Origin of the sequence: Rothia terrae, assembly GCF_014705925.2 — a bacterium.
Lineage (GTDB): Bacteria > Actinomycetota > Actinomycetes > Actinomycetales > Micrococcaceae > Rothia > Rothia terrae.
In genome coordinates this window covers 858640-873180 of record NZ_CP061539.1, presented here as the reverse complement: position 1 = coordinate 873180, position 14541 = coordinate 858640, and the positions used below count along the sequence as shown (strand labels likewise).

At 52.9% G+C, this 14541-nt stretch carries 11 protein-coding genes; 8 read left to right on the top strand and 3 right to left on the bottom strand.

What is annotated here, in order from left to right:
• Positions 1–607 precede the first annotated feature (607 nt).
• From IDM49_RS04095 to IDM49_RS04075, 5 genes are all read left to right on the top strand, one after another.
• Positions 608–1897, top strand: coding sequence for a glutamyl-tRNA reductase (locus IDM49_RS04095; RefSeq protein ID WP_168613803.1), 1290 nt, complete (start codon positions 608–610; stop codon positions 1895–1897).
• Positions 1898–1990: 93 nt separating this feature from the next.
• Positions 1991–2644, top strand: a complete 654-nt coding sequence (locus tag IDM49_RS04090; RefSeq protein WP_190725115.1) for a TetR/AcrR family transcriptional regulator — start codon at positions 1991–1993, stop codon at positions 2642–2644.
• A gap of 117 nt (positions 2645–2761) precedes the next feature.
• A complete protein-coding gene (locus IDM49_RS04085) occupies positions 2762–2989 on the top strand; it encodes a DUF3107 domain-containing protein (RefSeq protein WP_190725114.1) in 228 nt (75 codons plus the stop codon).
• Positions 2990–3286: 297 nt separating this feature from the next.
• Positions 3287–4882, top strand: a complete 1596-nt coding sequence (locus IDM49_RS04080) for a DEAD/DEAH box helicase (RefSeq protein WP_228008181.1) — start codon at positions 3287–3289, stop codon at positions 4880–4882.
• Positions 4883–4891: 9 nt separating this feature from the next.
• Positions 4892–5941 carry a DNA-methyltransferase gene (locus IDM49_RS04075; protein WP_228008180.1) on the top strand — a complete coding sequence of 350 codons (1050 nt, stop codon included), beginning with the start codon at positions 4892–4894 and terminating at the stop codon, positions 5939–5941.
• A gap of 114 nt (positions 5942–6055) precedes the next feature.
• Here IDM49_RS04075 and IDM49_RS04070 read toward each other — a convergent pair whose 3' ends face one another.
• Both IDM49_RS04070 and IDM49_RS04065 read right to left on the bottom strand, forming a co-directional pair.
• Positions 6056–8434 (bottom strand): fibrinogen-like YCDxxxxGGGW domain-containing protein, encoded by a 2379-nt coding sequence (locus tag IDM49_RS04070; protein WP_190725113.1) that lies wholly within the window; start codon positions 8432–8434, stop codon positions 6056–6058.
• A 460-nt stretch (positions 8435–8894) separates the two neighbouring features.
• Positions 8895–9728, bottom strand: a complete 834-nt coding sequence (locus IDM49_RS04065) for a PHP domain-containing protein (protein ID WP_190725112.1) — start codon at positions 9726–9728, stop codon at positions 8895–8897.
• Between the two features lie 119 nt (positions 9729–9847).
• Here IDM49_RS04065 and IDM49_RS04060 point away from each other — a divergent pair, with 119 nt between their 5' ends.
• Positions 9848–11380 carry an aminopeptidase P family protein gene (locus IDM49_RS04060; RefSeq protein WP_190725111.1) on the top strand — a complete coding sequence of 511 codons (1533 nt, stop codon included), beginning with the start codon at positions 9848–9850 and terminating at the stop codon, positions 11378–11380.
• 84 nt (positions 11381–11464) lie between these two features.
• Here IDM49_RS04060 and IDM49_RS04055 read toward each other — a convergent pair whose 3' ends face one another.
• Entirely contained in the window at positions 11465–12457 is a 993-nt protein-coding gene (locus IDM49_RS04055; RefSeq protein WP_190725110.1) for a general stress protein, read from the bottom strand.
• Between the two features lie 154 nt (positions 12458–12611).
• On the opposite strand from IDM49_RS04055, the gene IDM49_RS04050 reads away from it, so the two are divergent.
• Together IDM49_RS04050 and IDM49_RS04045 are read left to right on the top strand one after the other, a co-directional pair.
• Positions 12612–13931: a magnesium transporter MgtE N-terminal domain-containing protein gene (locus tag IDM49_RS04050; protein ID WP_168613809.1), complete on the top strand. Its 1320-nt coding sequence runs from the start codon at positions 12612–12614 to the stop codon at positions 13929–13931.
• A complete protein-coding gene (locus tag IDM49_RS04045) occupies positions 13924–14538 on the top strand; it encodes a DUF1003 domain-containing protein (RefSeq protein WP_190725109.1) in 615 nt (204 codons plus the stop codon). The genes IDM49_RS04050 and IDM49_RS04045 overlap by 8 nt, the downstream gene beginning before the upstream one ends.
• Positions 14539–14541: the final 3 nt, after the last annotated feature.

The following is a 14541-nucleotide window of genomic DNA, read 5'->3' as shown; positions in this document are numbered from 1 at the left end:
CACCATTGTGCCAATTAATGAGCTGAAGTTTGCAGACACAGTGTCACCGAAAGTACCGGCATGGCGTTTTGTCCCCTGCCCCGCAGGTTTTCGGACCCTTCATACATGCGTCCTGACAAAAACTTAGGTAATGCTTCAGACGCTCTTACCTCACAAATTAACGGCACTTTCATCATCAATGTCTTATGCTTACAAAGGGCGAATCACCTCAGGGACAAGCAGTGCACTCGCCCGTTGCTCTTTTTGCAAACGGCCTTAAAGACTTCTCTCGGTGACAATCCGGCGGCAAAAACAACGGGCGGCAAACTGGCTGGGTCTGGCATGAATCGTCCTGGGAGCGAAGCGAACCGGGAGAGAAGGACTGTTTGCCGCCGCTGTGTTTGCGAAGGACTTTACACTCCCGATAAATCGATCCCTAGCATCTACATACGATAGCTACCCGCAGAGCACGTAAGAATCCCCTTATTCCTTCACTATTTTTAGCAATCTGCACCCCACCTCGCTCCCTCTTATGGGTACAGCATTCCCTGTATTAGCTATCTAATAGGGCAGAACCCAAAATATTTGATACTGTTGATGAGTTCTCGAAATAAGAACCTAAATTTTCATGACAATATTTACCCTTGTAGCATCGCACCAGTCAGTTGACTTAGAAACCGTTGCCCAGTTGAGCAACGGTGTTATTGGTCTACCTGAATATTTGCGTGAAGAAAATATTGATGGATCTGTGGTCTTATCAACATGCAACCGTCTTGAACTTTACGTTGAGGTAACCACCCCACCTTCTTCAACCGAGCAATTTATTGCTACTCAGGTAGCAACTATCAGCGAAAAGATATTTGATTATATTGCTCGCACGTCATCGCTTTCTTTGTCGGTTGTAGCTACCAGCTTTGAAACATTTATCGATGACAGAGCCGCGCACCACCTCTTTACGGTGGCATCCGGCCTGGAATCGGCTGTTGTCGGTGAGCGCGAAATTACCGGTCAGGTACGACGCGCTATTTCAACCGCTCAAGACGATGGCTACGCTACGGGTAATCTGGTACGACTTTTCGACAGGGGCGCGCACACCGCTCGTCAGGTGGGTCAGCAAACTGCCCTGGGTTCACGTGGACGCTCGGTTGTCTCCGTGGCTCTTGATTTGGCTGACGAAGTTTCTGACAGCGATTGGGCACACCGCACCGCGTTGGTCTTCGGCACCGGTGCATACGCGGGCGCCACGATGGCAGCTCTACGCGATCGAGGGTGCACCGAAATTTATGTGTATTCCCGTTCAAACCGCGCAGAAACGTTCACCGAAAAACGCGGCGGCTCCCCTGTTCCTCTTGATCAGCTACATCCGGCCATGGAAAAAGCTGATGTCATCATTGGTTGCTCGGGAGGTTCCACTCCCCTGCACCCCAACGAAATTCCTGCGGGCAAGCGCGTCATTCTAGACCTTGCCCTCACCCGAGATTTTGATCCCGCTGTGGCTGACATGCCAGAGATAGACCTCATCACCTTGGAGTCTGTCCGATTGGCTGCCCCCGAGGAAACAGCGGAATCAGTAGAAACGGCACGCACCATCGTTAACGCCGCCAGCGCAGACTTTGCGCAAAAAGAAAAGGCGAGAAACGTGGATGCTGCTATCGTTGCTCTCCGAGCACACACAATGTCTGTTCTTGAAACCGAACTGCAAAAAGTTCGCGGTCAGTTTGGTTGCGGCGCCGCCGCAGAACAGGTGGAGTTTGCAATGCGTCGCATGGTGAAGTCTTTGCTTCACACCCCAACAGTACGCGCGCGTGAGCTAGCTCAAGAAGGTCGCACAGCAGATTATATTGCTGCACTCGATGCTCTCTACGGCATTGATGTTCAGCAGCCCCAAGTCTCTGAGCAGAAGCGTAACGCTTCTTAGCGACTTCGTTGGTAGGACGTTAAACAAACCCCCGCTGTGTAACGAATTCCTGCTGATCTTGCATGTATTTACATCTAGACCAGGATATTAAAAATGGCTGAAGCAAAAACTCGTAAACCGCGCCGCGTTTCTTCTAAGGAAGGTAGCGGCACCGTTCGTCTACCTAAGGCACTTCGCCGCAAGCAGTTGCTTGCTAGCGCTCTTCGTGTGTTCTCGTCGCAGGGCTACCATGTGACCACTATGGAACATGTGGCAGAAGAAGCTCAGGTTTCAAAGCCCGTGCTGTACCAGCACTTCACCGGCAAACAGGATCTTTATCTGGCGGTTTTGGATGAGCAGATTTCAGATTTTGTTTCTGCTGTGACATCTCCGCTGTATGAAACCGAAGTGAATCGTGACCGTGTTGAGGGCATGCTCATGGCTTTCTTCGACTTCACTCGTTCAAACCCTCAGGGCTACCGTCTGATTTTTGAGTCAGATGTGCACGGAGATCTCATGGTTCAAGACCGCGTCGAAGAACTGTACCGCTCCATTGCGCAGCATATTGCAGATATTCTCGGACCGAATGCCGGTCTTGCACAGGAACAGGCGATTCTGCTCTCCCGCACTCTCTCGGGCATGGCGCTGAGTGCTACCCAGCACGCGTTGCAAAGCGGCATGAGCCCCGCCGAACTTGATCAGGTTGGCAAACTCGTGTTCAAGCTTGCCTGGGGTGGCGTCTCAATTATTGACGAAGACTGGATGTAAAAGTTTTTCTGTTCTCTGTTAGAGATGCGGCGATACACCGCCGAACCGATAACTGTAGACTGATTCACAGTGTACGTTGTCTCTCGACATCCAATACATCAGAAAGGTACACTTCCGATGGATATCAAAATTGGCGTTCAGCACGTTCAGCGTGAAATTGTTATTGAAAGCCAAGAGTCTTCAGAGACCATCAAGGCTCAGGTAGCTCAGGCACTTTCAGAAGGCGGCGTCCTTGAACTGACCGACAGCAAGGGTTCAGTGACTCTGATTCCTGCGGCTCAGATTGGTTACGTTGAGCTCGGCGCTGAGAACAAGCGTCGTATTGGCTTCGGCTTCGCTGAATAGAATTTCACATATTCGGTTTTAAACCGGTGGTGAGCGTCAATAGTTTTACGCTCACCACCGGTTTTTTGTGTACTTTTCAGCGTGATTTTTATCGGGGTTTTGGCTCTTTGTTCGGTGAAACGTATAGACTAGTGAAGTCTCTTGATGTGGTTGCCCGGTCGTTTCTAAGATTATTTACACCAAAGACATTTTGATGTGTTCGCTCATAACGAGCCCATCACGCATTTTCCGCGATCGGCTTCCTCGTATGTATTGTGCGCTGTAGAGCGCTATTTATCATTTCTAAGGAATTTCGACGTGTCGGAAGAAAATAAGACTTTTGTTGATTACGGGGTGCGCGAAGATATCGCCGCTGCCCTCGCTGAAAAGGGCATTACTACCCCTTTTCCTATTCAGGCGCTGACTTTGCCTGTTGCACTGGATGGTCATGACATTATTGGTCAGGCTAAGACCGGTACCGGTAAGACTCTGGGTTTCGGTCTTCCCGCTATCCAGCGTGTTGTAGGACGCGATGATGAAGGCTGGGCAAAGCTAAAGTCTCCGGGTGCTCCTCAGGCTTTGATTGTGGTGCCTACCCGTGAGCTGTGTGTTCAGGTGGGTGCTGATCTGAAGGCAGCTGCTAAGCAGCGTAACGCTCGTATTGAGACTCTCTACGGCGGTACTCCCTACGATCCGCAGGTCAAAGCTCTTGAAAAGGGCGTTGAAATTATTGTGGGCACGCCCGGCCGTTTGATTGATTTGCACCGTCAGCACCATTTGAACCTGTCTCAGGTGAAGATTGTGGTTCTTGATGAAGCCGACGAAATGCTTGACTTGGGCTTCTTGCCCGATGTTGAAAAGCTGTTGGCGGCTTTGCCTGAGGTACGCCAAACGATGCTGTTCTCGGCAACTATGCCCAGCCCGGTACTCACCATGTCGCGCCGTTATATGAATAAGCCCATGCACATTCGTGCAGAAGCACCCGGCGACGATTCAAAGACCAAGGCTTCTATCCGTCAGGTCATCTACCGCGCGCATCCTTTGGATAAAGATGAAATGGTGGGGCGTATTTTGCGTGCAGAAGGACGCGGGCGCACCATCATCTTCACCAAAACTAAGCGCAGTGCGGCAAAGCTGTCTGAAGAGCTCATTAATCGCGGTTTCGCGGCTGCTGCTCTGCACGGCGATTTGAATCAGAGTGCGCGTGAAAAGGCGCTGAAGGCTTTCCGCGATTCTAAGATTGATATTTTGGTAGCTACGGATGTGGCTGCCCGCGGTATCGACGTTGACGACGTCACCCACGTCATCAACTACCAGATGCCTGAGGACGAAAAAACCTACACGCACCGCATCGGCCGTACCGGTCGCGCTGCGAACAAGGGTACCGCAGTAACCTTCGTTGATTGGGAAGACGTACCGCGCTGGAAGTTCATCAACCAGGCACTTGAGCTCAATGTTCCTGAGCCGGTTGAGACCTATTCTTCATCTCCTCATCTGTTCACTGACCTGGATATTCCCAAGGGCACCAAGGGTAAGTTGCCTCAGGAAGAGCAGACCCTCGAAGGCATTGGATCACAGCGTAAAGACATCGAAGGACGCGGCGGACGCGATTCCAACCGTGATTCACGCTCGGGTGGTCGTACAGGCGGTCGCGGTTCACGCGATAAGAGCTCACGTTCAAGCGAGCGTCCCTCTCGCAACCGTCGTCGCACCCGTTCAGGCGAAAACGGTGACAACACCCAGACATCTGAGCACCGCGAGAGTGCTGAGCAGAAGTCTTCGTCATCAGCTTCTTCGCGTCGTCGCACTCGCGGTGGGGAGGGCAAGCCTGAACGTACCAAGTCTGTAGAGAAAACTGAAAACGGTGCCCGCCGACGCCGTCGCCGCCGTAAGCCTGCCTCCGAGACCGAATAGGATTCGTTGTTGACTCGTTTCGATGTTGATGGCCACTGCATGGTGGTTCAAGCTGACAACTTGGCGTACCTCGCCGAGCTTCCAGACGCGTCCTTCACCATGATTTATATTGACCCGCCGTTTAATACCGGTAAGGTTCAGACCCGTCGCACCCTCACCACTAAACCTGTAGAAGAGGGTGAGGGCGACCGGGTTGGTTTCGCGGGAAAATCGTATTCTTCGGTGCTCGCTCAGCTGTCGAGTTATTCAGATACTTTTGAGGATTACTGGGCTTTTTTGGAGCCGCGTATTCGTGAGGCTCATCGTCTGTTGGCAGAAGATGGAACCCTGTATCTTCACCTTGATTGGCGAGAAGTGCACTACGCAAAGGTCATGTGCGACATGATTTTTGGACGCGAGTGCTTTTTGAACGAGATCGTGTGGGCCTATGACTTTGGTGCTAAGTCGACTAAACGTTGGCCGACCAAGCACGACAATATCTTGGTCTACGTGAAGAATCCCGATCAGTATTATTTCAATACCGATGAGGTAGACCGTGAGCCGTACATGGCTCCGGGCCTGGTCACGGCTGAAAAAGCTGCTCGTGGAAAGCTACCTACTGACGTGTGGTGGCATACGATTGTCTCCCCCACCGGTAAAGAAAAGACGGGTTATCCGACTCAGAAGCCGCTGGGCCTGTTGCGCCGTATGATTGCAGCTTCTACTCGTGAGGGCGATTGGGTACTAGATTTCTTTGCCGGTTCTGGCACCACTGGTGCAGCGGCAGCAGAGCTGGGACGACGTTTTGTGTGTATCGATCAGAACCCGCCCGCTATCAAGGTCATGAAAAAACGGTTGAATACCGTGGGAGTGCGTAAAGCGAAGCTCCTCACCGAGATGGGTGAGAACGTCAGTGCGGTCTATGACAAGCACAAGTCTGCTCGCGCTATTGAAAAACGCATCGAAGCCGAGACTGCTGTTCTTGAAGCCCGACGCAAAGAACGGGCTGAACGCAAGCGAGCCAAACAGCAACGGTTAGCTGAACAAGCGGCAGTTGCGCCGGCTATGGGTGCTGAATAGACTTTCGTAGGCTCGGGCTTCGCGCCGGTTTTCCTCATCCACAGACAGGAAAAGCGGTGGTCGTTTCTTCTAGGAAGAAATGACCACCGCTTTTGTTAATGCAACCGCTAGAGTCTAGGCAGCGGGTGCCTGCTCTTTTTGGACCGGGGCCTGGGCAGGTTGCGAGATGACAGGAGCGGTAGACGCTGAGATGTTACCGGCGCTGTCTGCAACGCGTACCGCGTACTGGCCAGCGTCCGATGCCTCAACCTCATAGGTGGTGTTCTTAGTGGTAGCAATGACGCGACCATCTCGAATAATCTGGTAGGTAACGCCCCACTCCGAGCTGCGAGTCCAGTTCAGAACATCTTTGTCGTCCTGACGCTTAACCTGGAGATTAGTAGCTGATGCAGGCGCTGCAGCGTCACGCGGGGTGAAGCGAGCAAAACCAACGGTCTTCTGGACACCGCGGGTGCTCAGCGATGAATTGATATCGCCACCGATCCACAGAGTACCGGTTGAATCAACGAATGATTCCCACACGCCAAAGCCGCTACGGCCGCTGACATTGATGTTGAAGTCAGGGATGATATCGCCGGTGGTTGCGTCCACTGCAGTGACGAGGCGAACCTTATGAATATTGGTGTTTTCACGCCAGGGGTTGTTGTGAGTCTTAGCGTCTTCGTAGATGAAGTCGCCACAGTGGCACGCACCGTAGATCACGTTGCCCGACTTATGAAGGTCTTGGAAGTCGCCACCAGCCTTGGTGATGTGCGAACGAACGCGTGAAAGATCCTGCTTGGAGTACTGCGCAATCAGGTGCTCGGCGCCACCGGTCCACACGGTGTTACCGGCATCCTGCACGTCGAACTGGAAGCCAGCATTGCTCATGCCCCATGACGGCGGAATGTAGGAAAGATCCCACTTCCAGTCACGAGCGAGCTTACCGGTGGTCGGATCAAGCTCAGCCAGCTTGTGCGAGGATGCGCCGTGGTTAGTAGTGAAGTAACCCGCAGCGTAGACCTTACCGCCATCTTCAGCGGCGCTAATACCGTTGACAGTACCGTTGAAGTTAGGACGCCAGTTCCAGTCAACACCGCCGGTCTTAAGGTTGAATCGGGTTGCGCTACGTGCGTAGGTAGTCGCCTCTGAAGTATTACCCTTCACGTGGGTGAAGGAGCCACCTGCGTAGAGGTAGTCGCCTGACACCTGCAGGGTACGAACGGAGGTGATACCGGTCTTGAGGTTGTTCTCAAAACGAATGTTCCAGGTGTTATCAATCTGGCCAGTGTGAGCGTCCAGAATGACAAAGCCCGCTGCCGGAGTGCCGTTAACTTCGGTGAACTCGCCACCTACAGCCAAGCGTCCGCCGGGCAAAGCTTCAAGAGCCTTAATCTGACCGTTGAAAGTGGGCTTGAAACCTTCTACGAGTTCAGCGGAGTTCACATCAAAACCAGCCAAGTAAGACTGGTCGACGCGAGCACCTGCGTTGTTTTCAAGGTACTTGAAGTCACCACCGGTGAAGACGATACCGTCAACCTCGGTAATCGCCTGAACATAGGTGTTCATCTCGTTGACGTTGCCGCTTGCGGTTTCCTCAGAAGTACGCCACTTCCACGCATCGGAGTAGTTGCTGGGCAAGTTAGGCTGAGTCTTCTCAGCAGTGCCCTCAGCGCCCACAGCGTCAAAGTGAAGATCTGCCTGAGTCAGGTGCGGACGAATGTATACCTGGGTAAAGGGCAACGGCGCTGAGCCGGTCTTTGAGTACAGGTATGAGTTTGCATCCTGGCTACCGCCTACAAAGCGCGAACCGTACTGGAAGCCAATGTTCCAACCGGTGTCTTTAGTGGCGTTAAAACGCATGGTGTTCTGACGCTCTAGAGGCTCTGAAAAGATGCGGTTGTAGTCCTGGCTAAAGGTATAGGTGCTCTGACCAGGAGTGTTGAAGCTGACCTTGTTCCACTCTGCGTAACCGCGAAGTGCCCAGGTCCAGTTTTCAACGCGACCGCGAGTTGCGCGACCTTCCTGCCACTGCGTGCCGTCTGCGGTGTAGGAACGACGAAAACGTACACCGTCCTGGTACTCAGAGGGCTTTTGACCGTTAGCCAAAGCATCAACGGTTTTTGAAGGAAGCTGTACCGGCTTGAAAGCATCGGTACCGTCGGGGTTCGACGCGAGGTCAGCTACGTTGCCTTTACCATCGTAATCTTCAGACCAGCCTTCGCGACCGCGGCCAATCATGACCCAGCCACCGCCGTCGGTTTCCTGATCACAGTAGAACTGGGCAGGTGCGTCCATCTGCGGCGTATAGAGCCAGTAAGAACCGGACTGCGAGTCAGGGTTCTGCTGCTTAATATCAAAGCAGGACGCAGCTGCTTTCTCTGATGATGAACCGTCGAAAGTGTTTGTTGTTTCTTCAGTATCTACTGCGTAGGACGCGGGTAGAACGGTTGAGAGCATGGTGAGAGCAGCCAAAGATGAGGCAACTCCCACGAGTTTTTTAGTGTATGTCATTTCTATTCTTTAAACGTTCTTAACATTTATGCATAAGAAATTACTGAGAGCCGCATAATTTATAGTTCCGTATTCTTTACCGGTCAAAATCAACCTTGAACGACAATCACCTCTCAGAGAGGTTTTGCTTTCCAGGCACGGCCAGAACTTCCTATTTTCTGGCTTGACTAGACTTTTTGCTATTTACAGGCAAGACTTCACAGCGGAATTCCCCGACAGCAAACATAAAGTGCGTAACTTATAAACAATGCACAACATTTCCCCGAAGGCATGTTTAGCATCCCCAAATAAGATTCCCTACCTCATAGAGTAGATGAACCTACTGACAAGTAAAGTTATCTGCATCGCAAATGAACGCTTTGTAGGCTTAACTAGCGTAGAACCTGAGCAAGAACCACAAAGTAGTGGACAAAAAGGAGGCAGACAAAGGTCTACCTCCTTGTACGTCTCTATGACAGATCTACTGAGAGAACGATGAGAGCTCGCGTATTCTCTGAATTGCCTGCGCATTCGTCGTGTTCTCACCCAAGACATTGGGTTTACCGGTTCCGTGGTAATCAGAAGAACCAGTCACCAACAAATCATGCTGCCGCGCGATCTCCAGCAACACGTTTCGATCTTCCGGAGAATTATCGCGATGATAGATTTCCAGTCCGGCAAGACCCGCATCAATCATTTCTTCAATGAGCTCTACAGACGCAACTTTTCCACGAGATCGGGCCCTGGGGTGGGCCATCACCGGAACTCCCCCGGCATCGCGTACTAAGCGCACCGCGTCCACCGGGTGCACTGCGTAATGAGGAACGTAGTAGCCACCATGAGGAGTCAGTAAAGAAGCAAAGGCATCGGATCGAGTAGCAACAACACCGGCTTCGACCAGGGCATCGGCAATATGCGGACGCCCCACGGTCGCGCCTTCCCCCACCCATTGTTGAACAGATTCCCACGTGATGGGGTAATCACGGCTAATCAGCTCCACCATTTTCTGCGCACGGGTGAGCCTAGAATCGCGGGCTTTAGCGATTTCAGCCAACAGCGCCTCATTGCGCGGGTCGTGACAGTACGACAACAGATGCACACTTAGCCCGGCCGTTGCACACGAGACTTCCATCCCCGGCAAGAAATCCAGTTCAAGCTCACCAGCAAGCTCTTGGGCGCGAGCCCACCCCACCGTGGTATCATGGTCGGTCAATGCAAAGCCTGTGAGCCCCGTAGCCGCAACCTCGCGAACAAGCTCATCCACGGTTTGTGTGCCATCCGATAGCACAGAATGCAGGTGAAGATCGTATGCCATAGCTCCACTTTAGCCAATCAGAGGAGTTTATGGTGGGCGCGCATCCGGTGAGGCACATAAAGCCAGTGAACGTTGGGCGTAGCTAGCACAGTCGCGCCCAAGGTCGTACAGTGGAGAGCATGACTGAAGAAACTATCCCTCAAAATATTGAAGAACGCGTCAATAACCGTTCGCAGCCTCCTACATCGCAGGCTTTCAAAGATTTCATGGCATCAAACTGGGCGCCTGCCGATTCAACCCTGCCCGAACGCGCAGAGGTTGCAGATTTTGCGGCGAAGCGTCGCGTTGCTCTTTCCCAGCGTTTTGCAGGTGAGCGTCTGGTGATTCCTGCCGGCCCGCTCAAGGTTCGTTCTAACGACACCGACTACCGTTTTCGCCCGCACTCAGCATTCGCGCACCTCACTGGTTTAGGTGTAGACCATGAGCCCGACGCCGTACTCGTGCTGGATCCCGTTGACGAGGGAACAGGCGATAACGGCTCGCATCACAAGGCAACCCTGTACTTTACACCGCTGGCAGGACGCGAAAGCGAAAAGTTTTATGCTGACCCCCGCTACGGCGAATTCTGGATTGGTCCGCGCCCCACGCTTGCCGGCATCGAAGCTGAATACGGCATCAAAACCGCTGATTTAGCTGAACTCGAAGTCGCTGTCACCAAGAACGCAGGCAACGAGGCTCTAGGCGGCCTTCGCATCCGCCTGGTCCGCAACGTGGATCTCAACGTCGATGCCCTTATTGATACTTCGCGTTACAACACCGGCGTAGATTTGGAACAGTCCGACAATCTCGACGGTGAGCTCACCGAAGCACTGAGCGAAATCCGTCTGGTTAAGGACGAGGTTGAGCTTGCAAACCTGCGCCGCTCCGTCGCATCCACCATTGCTGGTTTTGAAAAGATTGTGGAGTCATTCCCCCGGGCAACCGCGCACCGCCGCGGCGAGCGCATCGTTGAAGGCGCATTTTTTGCGCAGGCACGTGCAGAGGGAAACGACTTGGGCTATGACACCATTGCGGCTTGCGGTAATAACGCAACGATTCTGCACTGGATTCATAACACCGGCACTGTCGATGAGGGCAAGTTGATTCTGGTGGATGCCGGTGTTGAGGATGATTCGCTTTACACCGCCGATATCACCCGAACTTTACCTGTCAACGGTAAGTATTCAGAGGTTCAGGCGAAGGTTTATAACGCTGTTCTTGAGGCTGCGGATGCGGCCTTCAAGGTGGCAGTGCCGGGCAATAAGTTCCGCGATGTTCACCAGGCCGCTATGGAAGTTCTGGCGGCTCGCCTTGAAGAGTGGGGTCTGTTGCCTGTCTCTGCTGAGGTTTCTTTGTCTGAACAGGGCGGTCAGCATCGCCGCTGGATGCCTCACGGTACCTCGCATCATCTCGGCTTGGATGTGCATGACTGTGCACAGGCTAAGCGAGAGCTCTACATCGATGGTGTGATTGAACCCGGCATGGTTTTCACCATTGAGCCCGGTTTGTACTTCAAGGAAGAAGATCTCGGCATTCCTGAAGAATATCGCGGCATCGGCGTGCGTATTGAGGACGATGTTCTGATTACTGAAGACGGCAATGAGAACCTCTCGGCTGCGCTACCTCGCACCGTTGAGGATGTTGAGGCGTGGATGGCTGACATCCTCAAATAACCTGCGGTAGGTTCGCCTTATATAAAGGTGGCGTCCTTTCCTTGAACTGGAAAGGACGCCACCTTTATCTATGAGTGGAAAGTCTTAGTTTTGATTTTCCTCGGGCTTGCGAATAGTTGCCTCGTATTCTGCGGGGTCTTCTATACGCTTACCGTACTTTTGCAAAGGCTTTTCATTGCGTACAGCTTCAACAGCGGGGTTTGTTTCGGGTGAAGTCGGTGCCTGACGAATCATTGCCTCGTATTCTGCGGGGTTATTCACGCGTAAACCGAACTTAGAGGCGCTGCCTTCTTGCGCTGTGGGAGGGGCGAATTCGGCGCTCTGGCGAGTTTCCTCGCGAGGCTGGGACTGCTCAGGAGCCACATACGAGCCGTGCTGTTCTGCCGCGTGCTGGTCATTTTGCGGGCTGGCATTCCAGGGTTCAGGCTGGTGATGCGGTGAAGGCTGTGCTGGCGAGTTGGTAGGACGCTGCCACTGAGGATATCCCGGACCATTGGGCTGCTGGTGCGACTGGCTTGGCTGACCCGCAGGGTGATGGGGTGCACCGTAGTTTTGACCGCCGCTGTGTTGCGAGTTGAACTGCTGAGGCACACCGAATCCGGGCACACCCAGTACTTGACGTGCCTGGTGCGCAATGGGACCAACCGCCATGAGGTCATAGGAGTCAGCAATCATCTGCGGGCGGGTAACAATGGATCCGCGGCTCTTGTTGCGGGAGACCGATAAAACGCCTGACAGCATCCAAAATGCTATACCCAGCGGAATAGCGGTCAGAGCATTTGCCAAGAATGAAGTATTGGTAACAAGTGCCATAATCACCGAAATGAAACCACCGAAAACAGCACCTGAGACAGCCCCTGAGATTGCGGCTTTAGGGTAGGTCATTTTGCCAGCAATCAACTCAACCTGGCGAATATTGTTTCCCACAATAAAGAGACCTTGCACCGGCACGCCAGCTTCAGACAGGCGAGCTACAGCCTGATTGATCTCATCACGGTTCTTGAAAGTACCGATTTTCTGGCCGTCCGGAATGCTATTTCCATTCAGTGCTACGTTTTCGATGTGAACTTGTTCCATGCCCTCTATTTTTCAGGACTTTTGCTCTTTGTCACAGGAGAAACCTCACGTTATCGCCACCGGTGAAAACAGCGGAGGTTTAACCGGGTGTATTGCCCCACAAACTCTGTAACTCAACTGTATTTTGTGACTGCTTGCCCCTAGTCTTATAGATGTGAGTAGTGCACCAAATAAGATTTTTATTGCCCGCCTTCTAGGCCTCGACGTTTTTGACCCGATGGGCGACCGCCTGGGTCGATTACGCGATGTTGTCGTGCTCAAACGTAATTTTGGTTCGGCAGCGTCCGTCTCTAGTTCTTTGCCTTCTATTGGCAAAGAACCCGTTGTGGTCGGCATCGTTATTGAGGTGCTGGGCAAAAAACGTATTTTTGTGCCAATGACACGCATTACTTCAATTGATTCCACCCAGGTGATTTCGACAGGCCTGGTGAACCTGCGCCGATTTGAACAGCGCGGTTCTGAGGCGCTGGTTGTGGCTGAACTTTTTGATCGTCGCGTCAAAATGACGGACGGTTCTGAAGAGGCAATTATCGAGGACGTAGCGATGGAACAGCGTCGCAACGGTGACTGGATTATTTCTGAGCTCTTTGTTTCTCGAGGCAACGGCCACACCGGTCTGATGCGTCGCCGTAAAGAGTCCATGATTATTGACTGGCACGAGGCAATTGTCTCTACCGACCATGAGCCGCAGGCGGCAACATCCTTCGTGGCTAATCACGAAGATACCCAGGCAGCAGACCTTGCGGACGCTCTGCACGAGATGAATGACAAGCGCATGATTGAAATTGCGCAAGAACTTCAAGACGAGCGCCTGGCAGACGTTATGCAGGAGCTGCCTGAAGACGATCAGGTTGAGATTCTGTCGAACCTTGACGTTGAACGCGCGGCTCAGGTGCTTGAAGAGATGGAACCCGACGATGCTGCCGACCTTCTGAACGAGCTGACGGACAACCAGCGCGAAGAGTTGCTCAAGCTCATGGAGCCCGAAGAGGCAGACGACGTCCGACGCCTTCTGGAATATGAGGAAGGTACTGCTGGTTCACTGATGAACCCCGTCCCCATCATCCTGCCACCCGAGGCTACCGTAGCTGAGGCGCTGGCGCATATTCGTCAAGAAGAAATCTCGCCGGCGATGGCTGCGGCGGTTCTGGTAGCGCGTCCTCCGCTAGAGACACCCACCGGTAAATATTTGGGCATGGTTCACATGCAGCAACTGTTGCGCGTTCCGCCGTCCGTTCAGGTAGGCACGCTCTTGGATAGCTCCATTGAGCCGGTCTCAGATATGTCGTCGATGGAAGAAATCTCCCGTATTTTGGCGACCTACGACCTCACTCTGCTCCCCGTTGTGAACGACGCTAACCGCCTGGTCGGCGCTATTACTATTGACGACGTTCTCGATGCGATTCTGCCAGAGGACTGGCGTACATACGATGACGGAACCCCCATTCGAAAGGTAGGACGCCGCTATGAGTGATAAAAACCGTGACCGTTTCGGTTCGCTGAGCACCCCTCAACAGGCCAAGCGTCCTTCACTTTTGCCTAAGCCAAACCCCGATTCTTTCGGGCGTATGACCGAAGGTTTTGCGCGCTACATGGGTACTCCGCAGTTTTTGCTGTGGATGACTTTGTTCTGTGCCATCTGGATTGGGTGGAACACGCTGGCGCCAGAGAGTATGCAGTTCGATCCGCGCTCTTTGAACTTCACACTGCTCACGCTCATGCTGTCATTGCAGGCGTCCTACGCTGCGCCGCTGCTACTTTTGGCACAGAACCGTCAGGATGACCGCGACCGCGTTGTTGCGACCGAAGACCGCAAGCGTGATCAGCAAAATCTGGAGGAGACCGAGTATCTGACCCGTGAAATCGCGTCCTTGCGCATTGCCCTTCGCGAAGTTGCCACCCGCGACTTTGTGCGTAGCGAACTCAAAGACATGCTCGAAGAAATCATGGAAATGCAGCAGCATGAGAAAAATCATGAGTCAGCTACGGATGATGATGAGCAGGATTATCAGCGTAAAGACCGCGAGGTCAAGCTCGTCAAAGACCTAGATGAAGACGACGAAACTATCGAAAAGAAGTGATGT

Excerpts from the sequence above, each read along its gene's own strand:
- IDM49_RS04090 (WP_190725115.1), top strand. The coding sequence starts at position 1,991 with ATGGCTGAAGCAAAAACTCGTAAACCGCGCCGCGTTTCTTCTAAGGAA.
- IDM49_RS04085 (WP_190725114.1), top strand. The coding sequence starts at position 2,762 with ATGGATATCAAAATTGGCGTTCAGCACGTTCAGCGTGAAATTGTTATT.
- IDM49_RS04065 (WP_190725112.1), bottom strand. The coding sequence starts at position 9,728 with ATGGCATACGATCTTCACCTGCATTCTGTGCTATCGGATGGCACACAA.
- IDM49_RS04060 (WP_190725111.1), top strand. The coding sequence starts at position 9,848 with ATGACTGAAGAAACTATCCCTCAAAATATTGAAGAACGCGTCAATAAC.
- IDM49_RS04055 (WP_190725110.1), bottom strand. The coding sequence starts at position 12,457 with ATGGAACAAGTTCACATCGAAAACGTAGCACTGAATGGAAATAGCATT.
- IDM49_RS04045 (WP_190725109.1), top strand. The coding sequence starts at position 13,924 with ATGAGTGATAAAAACCGTGACCGTTTCGGTTCGCTGAGCACCCCTCAA.
- IDM49_RS04070 (WP_190725113.1), bottom strand. The coding sequence starts at position 8,434 with ATGACATACACTAAAAAACTCGTGGGAGTTGCCTCATCTTTGGCTGCT.
- IDM49_RS04095 (WP_168613803.1), top strand. The coding sequence starts at position 608 with ATGACAATATTTACCCTTGTAGCATCGCACCAGTCAGTTGACTTAGAA.